The organism is Streptomyces sp. NPDC006294 (assembly GCF_042870895.1).
In the GTDB taxonomy this organism is placed as follows: Bacteria; Actinomycetota; Actinomycetes; order Streptomycetales; family Streptomycetaceae; genus Streptomyces.
The window spans coordinates 89,986-100,141 of sequence record NZ_JBIAHV010000023.1; the positions used below are offsets into that span (position 1 = coordinate 89,986).

At 71.2% G+C, this 10,156-nt stretch carries 13 protein-coding genes and 1 pseudogene; all 14 read left to right on the top strand.

All coding sequences use genetic code 11. The features are described 5' to 3' along the window. Positions 1 to 665 precede the first annotated feature (665 nt). On the top strand, positions 666 to 929 hold the full coding sequence (locus ACFYOP_RS31250; RefSeq protein ID WP_356891240.1) for a DUF6284 family protein: 264 nt from the start codon (positions 666 to 668) through the stop codon (positions 927 to 929). Next, positions 929 to 1,216, top strand: coding sequence for a DUF6303 family protein (locus ACFYOP_RS31255; RefSeq protein ID WP_356891238.1), 288 nt, complete (start codon positions 929 to 931; stop codon positions 1,214 to 1,216). Before ACFYOP_RS31250 ends, ACFYOP_RS31255 begins: the two co-directional genes overlap by 1 nt. Beyond that, complete coding sequence (locus ACFYOP_RS31260) at positions 1,213 to 2,217, top strand: DUF2637 domain-containing protein (protein WP_356891236.1); 1,005 nt, start codon at positions 1,213 to 1,215, stop codon at positions 2,215 to 2,217. Before ACFYOP_RS31255 ends, ACFYOP_RS31260 begins: the two co-directional genes overlap by 4 nt. After that, the gene (locus ACFYOP_RS31265; RefSeq protein ID WP_356891234.1) at positions 2,214 to 2,549 is read left to right on the top strand and encodes an RRQRL motif-containing zinc-binding protein; all 336 of its coding nucleotides are present in this window, start codon (positions 2,214 to 2,216) and stop codon (positions 2,547 to 2,549) included. The genes ACFYOP_RS31260 and ACFYOP_RS31265 overlap by 4 nt, the downstream gene beginning before the upstream one ends. Before the next feature lie 19 nt (positions 2,550 to 2,568). Then, positions 2,569 to 2,811 (top strand): hypothetical protein, encoded by a 243-nt coding sequence (locus tag ACFYOP_RS31270; protein WP_356891232.1) that lies wholly within the window; start codon positions 2,569 to 2,571, stop codon positions 2,809 to 2,811. A gap of 92 nt (positions 2,812 to 2,903) precedes the next feature. After that, positions 2,904 to 4,463 carry a hypothetical protein gene (locus ACFYOP_RS31275; RefSeq protein WP_356891230.1) on the top strand — a complete coding sequence of 520 codons (1,560 nt, stop codon included), beginning with the start codon at positions 2,904 to 2,906 and terminating at the stop codon, positions 4,461 to 4,463. Between the two features lie 2 nt (positions 4,464 to 4,465). After that, positions 4,466 to 6,568: a hypothetical protein gene (locus ACFYOP_RS31280; RefSeq protein ID WP_356891228.1), complete on the top strand. Its 2,103-nt coding sequence runs from the start codon at positions 4,466 to 4,468 to the stop codon at positions 6,566 to 6,568. A 210-nt stretch (positions 6,569 to 6,778) separates the two neighbouring features. Then, positions 6,779 to 7,249: a hypothetical protein gene (locus tag ACFYOP_RS31285; protein WP_356891226.1), complete on the top strand. Its 471-nt coding sequence runs from the start codon at positions 6,779 to 6,781 to the stop codon at positions 7,247 to 7,249. 11 nt (positions 7,250 to 7,260) lie between these two features. Beyond that, positions 7,261 to 7,443, top strand: coding sequence for a hypothetical protein (locus tag ACFYOP_RS31290; protein ID WP_356891224.1), 183 nt, complete (start codon positions 7,261 to 7,263; stop codon positions 7,441 to 7,443). A gap of 18 nt (positions 7,444 to 7,461) precedes the next feature. Next, entirely contained in the window at positions 7,462 to 7,662 is a 201-nt protein-coding gene (locus ACFYOP_RS31295; protein ID WP_356891222.1) for a hypothetical protein, read from the top strand. Between the two features lie 9 nt (positions 7,663 to 7,671). After that, entirely contained in the window at positions 7,672 to 8,469 is a 798-nt protein-coding gene (locus ACFYOP_RS31300) for a hypothetical protein (RefSeq protein ID WP_356891220.1), read from the top strand. Between the two features lie 78 nt (positions 8,470 to 8,547). After that, the gene (locus tag ACFYOP_RS31305; RefSeq protein ID WP_356891218.1) at positions 8,548 to 9,453 is read left to right on the top strand and encodes a bifunctional DNA primase/polymerase; all 906 of its coding nucleotides are present in this window, start codon (positions 8,548 to 8,550) and stop codon (positions 9,451 to 9,453) included. After that, positions 9,450 to 9,806 (top strand): hypothetical protein, encoded by a 357-nt coding sequence (locus tag ACFYOP_RS31310; protein WP_356891216.1) that lies wholly within the window; start codon positions 9,450 to 9,452, stop codon positions 9,804 to 9,806. The genes ACFYOP_RS31305 and ACFYOP_RS31310 overlap by 4 nt, the downstream gene beginning before the upstream one ends. Then, positions 9,803 to 10,078: pseudogene (locus ACFYOP_RS31315) on the top strand (DNA primase); the annotation flags it as partial. The gene ACFYOP_RS31310 and the pseudogene ACFYOP_RS31315, both read left to right, overlap by 4 nt. Positions 10,079 to 10,156: the final 78 nt, after the last annotated feature.

A 10,156-nucleotide genomic window follows, 5' to 3' on the forward strand; every position in this document is an offset into this window, starting at 1 on the left:
CCCAAGGTGTCTACGCGCGGGGTGAACAAGGCCCCTCACCTGCACCGATTCTGATGGTGCGCCAAGAAGTCCCGGCGCGAGAACCGGGGAGTTCGCCGTCAAGCTTGACGGATCTCGATGCAGTACCTGTAATAGAGGTACTGCATTGAGTCCACGGCTCGAATGCGGTTCTCAGCGACACCTGAGGGGCCTTCTTTGGGCTGCTCATCAGCAGAGGGCGGGGACGCTGCAATCCCGCTAAAGGCCAGGCTGAACAGGGTTTCGACCCGTACTGGCGAGGTGGCCCGGTGACCGCGAGCAACGGCCGGAGGGTGGGGACGAGAGATCCCCCTTGCAGTGCTTCATCGATGTGACCAGCGAGCAGAGGAGTTCTGATGCGGCAGTTAAGTACCTGGGCGCCGCCGGTGCTGGACCGGCATTGACGGCTATGCCCTTCGCGTCTCCCTGATCCGCCACGACAGTGCACCGGGATTGCCGGTGAGTTGCGGAGTCAGGTCACCTGCGCGGCGGTTGCTGCGGCCGATTGCCTCCCCCGCCCGTCCGGCCTGGTGCCGTACGGGCGGGGTGGGGGAGTCGGATCTACCGACTTCAACGGCGTGCGGCCCCGGTGGTAGGACACCGGGGCCGCTGTGTTGAGCCGTTCCTATCCGAGAGGAACACGACTCATGAAGCACATCGGTGCTGTTCAGGCGGTTGTTACCGCCGCCGAGTTCGACCGCGAGCCGACGGCCGCGGAGCTGGACGCGATCGAAGGCGAGATGCCGCTCATCGCGGCGGAGCTGGAGCTGCTGGACGCGCAGATCGTCACCTTGGACCGGTCGCTGTCGCCGTTGGACGTGCGGCGGATCCGGAGGGCGCGCCGGCGGGTGCTGGTCGCTCGCCGTGAGCTGACCAACCGGGGCGTCGCCGGCTCGCCGGAGGTGGCGTGATGGCGACGACGTTCAAGGCGCAGGTGTCCCGCTCCACGGTGACCGGCCGGTGGCGCCTGTATGTGGTGCTGCTCGGGGTGCCGGCGTCGCAGTGGCCCGAGTACGACCTGAACGCCGGCCCTGAGGTGCCGAGTGTTCAGGCGCGTTCACGGGCGCTGAACACGCTCGGCTACGTGTTCACAGACGGTGCCAATTGGCAGTGGGCAGAGGCCTTGCCGGTGCCCGAGTTTCCGGATGCACCGGCCCGTCTGTTCGCCACCGCCGAGGTCCTGGAGGTGCCGGAGTGAACAGTGTTCAGATCCGTTCAGCCGAGCGCGCGTTGTCGGTCGGGACGTGGCTGATCGTGGCTGGGGCGATGCTCTACTCGATCCTCACTGTCACCCCGCTCGCCGCCGCACACACCCCTGATGAGTGGGACTGGACCGCGCCGATTCTGCCGCTGGTGGTGGACGCCGCGGTCGTCATCGTGGTCCGCCTCGATGCTGTCCTTGCCCGTCTGGGCGGGAACGGCGGCCGGTGGCCGGTCGTGCTGCGGTGGATGACCGGCTGCATGACCCTCGCCCTCAATGTGGCCGACTCCGCGCTGAGGAAAGACCTGGTCGGCGTGGCCGTGCACGCGGTCGCGCCGCTGCTGCTGATCGTCACGGCAGAGACCGGACTCGCCTACCGGCGCGCCATCACCGCCGCCCAGGACGCGCAGGAAGCCCGCCGCAAGGCGGAGCAGGTAGAGCGGGAGCAGGCAGCAGAGGCACGGCGGGCGGCGGCCGAGAAGCGGGCCCGCGAGGAACGCGAACACGCCGCGACGCTCGCCCGTGAACAGCGTGAACACGAAGCCCGCCTCGCCCGCGAACAGACCGAACGGGAGGAAGCCGCACGCCGTGCCGACCGGGCCGAGCGCGAGGAGCGGGAGCGTGCCGAGCGCGAAGCCCGTGAACGCCGTGAACGCGAGCGTGAACAGCTTGAACGGGACCGTGAACGCCTTGAACGCGACGCTGAACAGCGCCGCGAGGCAGAGCGTCTGGCACGCGAGCAGGCAGCCCGCCGGGAGCAGGCGGAGCGCGAGGCACGTGAACGCCGTGAACGCGCGGCGTTGCTGTCCGGCGGACCGGTGAACGAGAAGCTGCCCGAGGACCGCGCCCGCGCCATCGTGCACGCCGCCTTCAGTGAGGGGCTGCCGGTGCGGTCGGCCGCCGAACTGTGCGGCTGGTCGATCGGCTGGGTCTCCACGCGCTACCAGGAACACCGCGACGCGGTTGCCGGCCGGACGCTTGAAGGCGCGTCGTCGTGAGCACGCTTCCCACCTACCGGTGGCGGCTCGCACCCGACGGCTACGCCACCTACCGCCAGCTGCGCGCCCTCGGGCTACGGCCGGGCGGGCAGGGCGTCGCCGCCGAGGTCCAGCGCCCGCGCCGCCGTCGCGGGCCGCTGGTCGCCTACCTGTACCGCATCGATGAGGCCAAGCCCGTACGGCCGATGACCCCGGCCCGCTGGGCGGCTCTCGCCAAGGCGAACGCCGCCCAGCGCGTCTGCCCCACCTGCCGCCGCGACGCCGGATACCGCATCCCGCGCTCGCTCGGCATGTGCGTGCCCTGCCACGACTCACCCACTCTCGCCGCCTGACCTGACAGGAGAACAACCGATGAGCAGCCAGACCGAGCAGACCGCCGCCCCGGCCGCCACGGGCCAGGGCAGTCACCACTACGTGCTCACCCTCGACATTCCCGGCCGGATCTCCGGCTGCTGGTTCGGCACGGTCACCCCGTCGCCGACCGCCACCCGGCACGACGTGCTCGGGCACCTGCTGGGCCAGATCCGCACGGAGAAGCCCGAGTTCGCCCGCGCCAACATCGCCTTCTTCTCGCTGGAGTCGAACCGGCTCTGACCTGCACCACCACTCCATGAGTAAGGCCCGGACGCATCGCTTTGGCCGGCAGCGTCCGGGCCCCCTGACCTCCCGAAGGGAGTGCACACAGCATGACGGACACCACCATCGCTCCGGAAGCGGGCACCCAGGCCCCGCCGGACACCACACCGCCTCTGCTCGAGCAGACCGCGCCCGGCCCGGCCGCCGAGGTGGAGCACACGCCCGGTGGGTGGCCGGTCGTGCCGCTCGCGGTCACCGGCACGAACACCACCACGTCCCTGATGGCCGCCGCCGCACTGGCGGGCGGGCCGGTCGCGCTCGCCCTCGCCGCTACCGGCGCGGTCGTGCTCAGCACCGTCGCCGCCTCGCGAGGCCGCCGCGACCGCAAGGGCAAGGCGACCACTGGCCGCGCGGCCAGGAGCAGCACGTCGGCCGGGGCCGCATCGGGCCGCCGCCCCAGCACGGGGCGGGTGCCGGGCCAGTCCCGTAGCGGGAGCGCCGGCACCACTAAGACCGCTGGTCGCGGGCGAGGCAAGTCGCCCCGCAGCGCCATCAGTTCCGCCTCCTCTGCCGGTCGGACGGGCGGGATCTCTCGTGGCAGCCGTAAGGGCTCCGCTGGGGCGCCGTCCGCAGCGTCCGGCCAGGGCCGGGGCAAGGTCGGGCAGGTCAAGGCCCTGCGGGACGCGGCCCGCCAGAGCTCGCCGTCGCGGGCCGCCCGCCGCAACGAGACGACCGGTGCCCGCCGCTCGGTCGCGGACGCCCGCCGTCAGGCGAAGGCGGACCGGCGCTGTGCTGGCCTGGCCGGTAAAGGGCCGGTCGGCCGGGCCGTGGGCAAGGCAGCCGGACGTATCGGCAAGGCCCGAGGAGCCGCGATAGAGAGGGCTCGCAAGGCACGCGATGCGCGGACGGCCGGGCAGGTCGCCGGACAGCGTGACCAGGTGCGCAAGGCACCACTCCGCAAGGAAGCACGCAAAGCCCTGCGGCGTTCGGCTGCTCGGTTCCAGCGCCGCCGCCTGCTCGCCGCGCTGCTCGCCGGTGCCCTCGGCATCGTCGGGCTCATCACGTCCCCCATCGGCCGCAAGCTCGGGCTGCCGTGGCTCATCCACCCCGGCCGCCGCCTCTACGCCCGCCTCATGCGCACCGCCGACGAGCAGCGCATGGCCCGGGACGAGGAGATCCGGGCCGCTCTGCAGGAGGCCGAGGGAGCCGTCGACGCCGAGGCGGCCGAGGACGGTACCGAGCAGATCGGGGACCAGGTCGAGCGCCCGGCCGGGCCGACGCCGGCAGCACCCACGAGCAGCGGTACGAGCAGTGAGGGAGAGATCGTGTCTGGTTTCCGGTTCGAGGAGTACGCGGCGGAGATGGAAGCCGCGGCCAACAGCTACGACCCCGAGGACGCCATGGAGATCCTGGCCATGGTCGAGGGTCTGCCCGCCGCGCTGACCAGCGTGGCGAACGTGATGAAGATCCTTGCGGAGCGGGCCGACTCGGAGTTCCCGCTGGAGAAGGAGGTCGCGGACGGCTTCAACGACATCTTCGGTGCGCTCATGTCGGCGGTTGCGGTCGCGGAGGACATGGGGCCGCTGTTCCGCCAGGCACACGAGCAGGACATCGCCCGCCACGAGGACCCGCGCAACGGAACCGAGGCCGAGAAGGGATGGAACGTCTGATCATGACCACCAACACACAGGCCAGCACCGGGCCGGTGTGGGACTGGGCGGCCGGTCACGGACCCGTGACCGGCGCTCTGTCCGCCACCACCGGATGCCTCGCCGTCGCCACCACCGGAGCCGCCGCCGGCATGCCGCCCGGCTGGGCCCTCGCCATCGGCGCGGCCGGGGCGATCGGCCACACCGCCACGTCCCTCCGCGACCGGCTCTCGGCCCGCACGATCGGCATGCGCGCCGCCTCGTGGCTGCTGGGTGCCGGGTGGACGACGTGGGCCATGACGACGGGCCCGCTCACCTGGGCCGCCCTCGGATCGCTCGCCACCCTCGGAGTCGGGATGGGCGCCGCCGCCCGCGCCACGCTGCTCCACGAGGAAGCCCGCGAGCTGGAGGCCATCGCAGCCGCTGAGCGGCAGGTCTCCCAAGAGCTGTCCGCCGAACGCCGGGCGATCGCCGCCGAATGGGTGGACCGGATCCAGCGCGTGTGCGGCATCACCGTGCGCGTGCTCGCGGTCGAGCAGTGGCCCACCGGAACCGGGATCACCATCGACGCCGAACTGCCGCCCGGTGGCACCACCTACGACAAGATCGCGAAGGAGTCCGCCCGGTTGTCCGCCGATGCGCGGCTGCCGCACGGCTGCACCGCCTCCGCCTCGCAGGGCATCGACCAAGGCCGCGTCCTGATCGACGTGACCACGGTCAACGTGCTCGCGGCAGAGGTCACCTACCCCACCGACTACGGGCCGCTTTCCCTGCACACCGGCATCCCGTGGGGGCTGCGGACGAACGCGGATGAGATCCGCGCCTACCTGCGCGAGCAGTGCGCGCTCGTGGTCGGGCCGACCGGATCGGGCAAGACGAACATGGTCCACACGATCCTCGCCGGATTCGCCCGCGCCACCGACATCCTCACCTGGGTGATCGACCTGAACGCCGGATCCGCCGGCCTCCCGTGGGTACGCCCCGCGCTCGCCGGAGATGGCGAGGGGATGCGGCCGGGTGTCGACTGGCTCGCCGCCTCGCACGAGGAAGCCGCGGTGATGCTCGATGCGGCGGTGCGGATCGCCAAGCACCGGAAGATGGCCTACCAGGACCTCATGTCCAAGGCGAACACCGATCTCCTGCCGATCAGCGACCGGATCCCGCAGATCGAGATCGTGATCGATGAAGGTGCGGAGATCCTGGCCAGCAGCGACAAGGAATCCCGCAAGCTCGCCGCCAAGATCCTGGAAGTGATCCGGATCGCCCGCGCCATGGGCATCCGCACCGTCCTGACCGCCCTCGGAGCCACCGGGGCCGTGCTCGGGAACCTGATGATCCGCCGGGAAGCCAAGGTCCGCGTCGCCCTGACCGGTGGCGAGACCGAGGGCATGGACCTGGGCAAGCAGTTCCCCGGATCCCGTGGACTGCGCGTGGACCAGGCTCCCTACAAGGGCGCCGGGTTCATGGGCACCCCCGAATCCGCCGCCGCGCTGTTCAAGTCATGGCGGATCCTGCCCAACCAGATCCGCGACATCGTCGCCGCCACCAGCGACCGGCACCCCACCCTCGACGCCATCTCGAGCAAGGCCGCCGGGCCCGACTACGCCCGCAGGTGGGACAGCGCCCGCACCGCATGGATGCGCGACGACCACCCCGCCACCGAGAAGACGCGGGAGGCAGGTACGGGGGCGGGGCTGAACCTGTCCGCGCTCCGCGAGCAGCCACCCGCCCCTGAGTCGAACGAGGACGCGCTCGCCCGGCAGTTCCGCGAGCAGATCGACGCCCAGTTCGCCACCGCCCCCGAACCCGGCACCACCGAACCGGACGCAGGCACGAGGACCGAGCAGCCGCCCCGGCCGGCCGGGCTGAACCTGTCCGCCCTGCGCAACGAGGACAACGCCGCGAGGAACGCAGCGCTCACGCTGCTGCTCGCCGCCGGAGCCGAGGGCACCGGAGCGTCCGCGATCGCCCGCGCGCTCGCGGACGAGCACGGCACCACCCGGCAGACCGTCGTCGGATGGCTCAAGGCATGGACCGACGAGGGCACCGCCGTCCGCGTAGGAGAGGGCACCAAAGCCCGCTACGTTCACCACCGTCACGCCCCCGGAACAACCTCCGAGGCGTGAGCACTTGTCGCCTGTCGCCCACCCCCCACGGGAAGGGCCCTGGACGGGCCTGTGAGGGCCGGAAACGGCTTGTGACCTGCAAGGCGACAAGCGACAAGCGGCAAGCGACAAGCCGCACGACAAGGCAGACGACAAGCGACAAGACAAGCAAGGCATCGGGCAGCACCCCGCATCACGGGTGCTGCCCGCCGTCGTTGAAGGGACCCCGTTGTGCACTCCCAGACCCCGTACGAGATCACCACCGTTCCCCAGATGCCGACCATGGCGCGGGCCGAGATGCTGCCGCACGAGATCCCGCCCGGTGTCCAACTGGTCACCCTGCCCGGCGGCATTCGCACCCTCGCCTACACCCAGCCGCCCGCCGCACCGGAACCGCAGCCGATACCGGTAGCGCAGCCGATCCCGACGTGGGCCAAGACCACCGCACTCCTCACCCCCACCATCGGGGGCGGCGTCGCCGCCGCCGGCATCGGACTCTCCTACGCCGCACCGGGACTGATCGCCATGAGCCAAGCCCTGTGGGCCACCGTCGCCCTCATCGCCGCCGGAGCCATCGCCCTGCCCCTGCTGCTGGGCATCGGCCGCAGCCGCACCGGCCGGGCCGCCCCCACCCAGATCACCCAGAACATCACCGCCACCGGCCTGTTCGGCCGCGCCAGCGGCACCATCAACAACCGCTGAGAGGACCGCCCGTGGAGACGCGAATGCCCGCCCGCCTCACCGACACCGCCGCCCGGCTCGCCGGAATGCACACCCTGCGGTGCCCCGCCCCCGGCTGCAGCGTCCGGATCCGCTTCCGCGCCATCACCCAGCAAGAGATCACCTGGCTCACCGCCCTGGCCAACGACCACACCCGCCACGGCGCCAAACGCTGACCGAAGGGAGGCCATGGCATGGCCGTGACCGTCTCGCTCGTCCTGCTCTTCGGACTCGTGCTCTTCTTCCTGCTCCGCTCGCGCAGCCTCACCGCCGGAGCCGCGTTCACCGCCGCCGGATTCGGCTTCTTCCTCGCCTCCACCGGCGCCGCCGAACCCATCACCAACCTCGCCAACGCCCTCATCAACGCCCTCATCAACGCCCTCCACGCCCTGTAGGAGGAGCCTGTGCGGTTCTACCTGACCACCCACAAACGACACTGGGTCCGCGTCACGAGCGTGCCGCTCTTCCTGAAGTCGGAGCACTTCACCCAGGCGCGGACCCTGCCGGTGGCGCTCGGTCCATACGCGGTGGACTCGGGTGGGTTCACGGAACTCCAGAAGCACGGCCAGTGGACCCGCAGTCCCCGCCAGTACGTCACTGATCTGCGCCGGATCTGGGAAGGCGTCGGCCCATTCGACTGGGCGGCCCCGCAGGACTGGATGTGCGAGCCGATCGTCATCGCCGGCGGGCAGGCCGGACCGAACCGGTTCGCCGGCACCGGCTTATCCGTCGCCGAACACCAGCGCCGCACGGTGGCCAACTTCCTCGAGCTCCGGTCGATGGCTCCGGACCTCCCGATCATTCCCGTGCTGCAGGGCTGGGAGCTCTCCGACTACGAGCGCTGCCTCACCCTCTACCAGCGCGCAGGAATCGACCTCACCCAGGAACCGACAGTCGGGCTCGGCTCCGTGTGCCGCCGCCAATCCACCCGCCAGGGTGCCGCCATCGTCACCACCCTCGCCAGCTACGGGCTCCGACTACACGGCTTCGGCTTCAAGACCCTCGGACTGGAGCAGGTCGGCCACCTCCTGGCCTCAGCCGACTCCCTCGCCTGGAGCACCCACGCCCGCTACCGGCCACCGATGCCCGGCCACACCACCCACAAGAACTGCGCCAACTGCCTCGACTACGCCCTCAGGTGGCGCGCCCGAGTCCTCGATGCGCTGCCCACCTGGCAGCAACCCGAGCTAGCCACCGCCTGACACGCCGAGAGCGGCCCCCGTCTCGCCAAAGTCCGGGGCCGCCCTCATCCAGCATCCAGAGAACTGGAGACATCCAGCATGACCCATGACCGCAAGTCCGCGCTGCTCGCCGCAGCGCTTGATGCCGCCGAACGCGGCTGGCCCGTCCTGCCGCTGAAGCCCAGCGGCAAGCGCCCGGCCCTGCACGGAGAGGACACCTGCAACCGCACTGGTCCCTGCGCCGGCGGGCACCTGAAGTGGGAGCAGCGCGCCACCACCGACCCGGACCGCATCCGCGCGGCATGGTCCGCGGGCGCGTTCAACGTCGGCATCGCCACCGGCCCGGCCGGGCTGCTCGTGGTCGACCTCGACAAGCCCAAGGCCAACAGCAATGCGGACACGCCTTGCGGCGTGACGACCTTCAAGGCGCTCTGCGAGCGCGCCGGACACCCCGTCCCCACCACCCGCACAGTCCGGACCGCGAGCGGTGGGCGGCACCTGTACTTCACCGCACCGGCCAGTGTCCGGCTGGGCAACACGGCGGGCACCCTCGCCCCGCTGATCGACACCCGCGCGCACGGCGGATACGTCGTCGCCCCCGGCAGCACCACCCCCGGCGGCTCGTACGAGGTGATCCACGACGGTCCCGTCCTTCCGCTGCCCGGCTGGCTGCTGGACGCGTTCAAGCCCGTCCCGAAGACCGAGGGCCCGGCACGGATCGCCCGGCCGGTCGCCAGCGGTTCGCGGGTCGCGGATGTGGCGTTCGAGCGGGAGAAGGCCGCGATCCTCGCCTCCCGCGAGCCGCGCCGGGAGGACACGCTCTTTAGGGCCGCACGATCCATGGGGCGCTTCATCGCGTGGGGCGACATCCCGCGTCACGTGGTCGAGGAGGCTTTTCAGAGCGCGGGGGAGTCGGTGGGACTCAAGCCCTACGAGTGCCGCTCGACTCTGCGCTCCGCCCTGAACTGGTCGATCCGCACCTGCCGGCCCCGGGAGACGGCATGAGCAACCCGCCGCCCCGCCCCGCTCTGAAAAGCCTCCCCGCCACCCCTCAGTCGTTCGCCGCCGAACCGGCCCCCGCGCCGACCGGCGGTGGAGCGCCGAAGGGCGTCGCCGAAGGCGTCCTTTCTGCTGTTCGCCCTGACCAGCAGCCGGGAGACGGCCGGTACCCGGTCGCATGGCTGCACATCACCACACCCGGTCGAGGGGCGATCCCCACCGCCACCTCGAAGTGCGCGTGCGACCGGGACCGCAGCGCGGTCGGCCACCGCAAAGTGCACGACCTGATCGCCGACCACACCGCCCACCGAGACCTCTGCCCGCTCCGGAGCTCCCAGGAAGGGAGGACCGCCGCATGACCAGCACCACCCCGCCCGCGCCGTCCATCGACGGAGCCGCGCTGCTCGACGAGGTCGAAGCGTTCCACCGGCGCTTCAACGTCTTCCCCACCCAGGCCGCCTACGTCGCGGTCGCCCTGTGGGACGCGCACGCCCACCTGATCGACGCCTTCGACGGCACCGCTCGGATCGCGTTCCTCTCCCCCGAACCGGGCTCCGGCAAGTCCCGCGCGCTGGAGATCATCGAAACGCTCACCCCCCGCGCAGCGACCACGGTTAACCTCGCCGTTTCGCTTGGTGTGGGACCGGTTTCTGTGCGGCAACACGAAAGTGCCTTCTGAGCTGGGACGATGAACCTTGTCGAGGGGTTC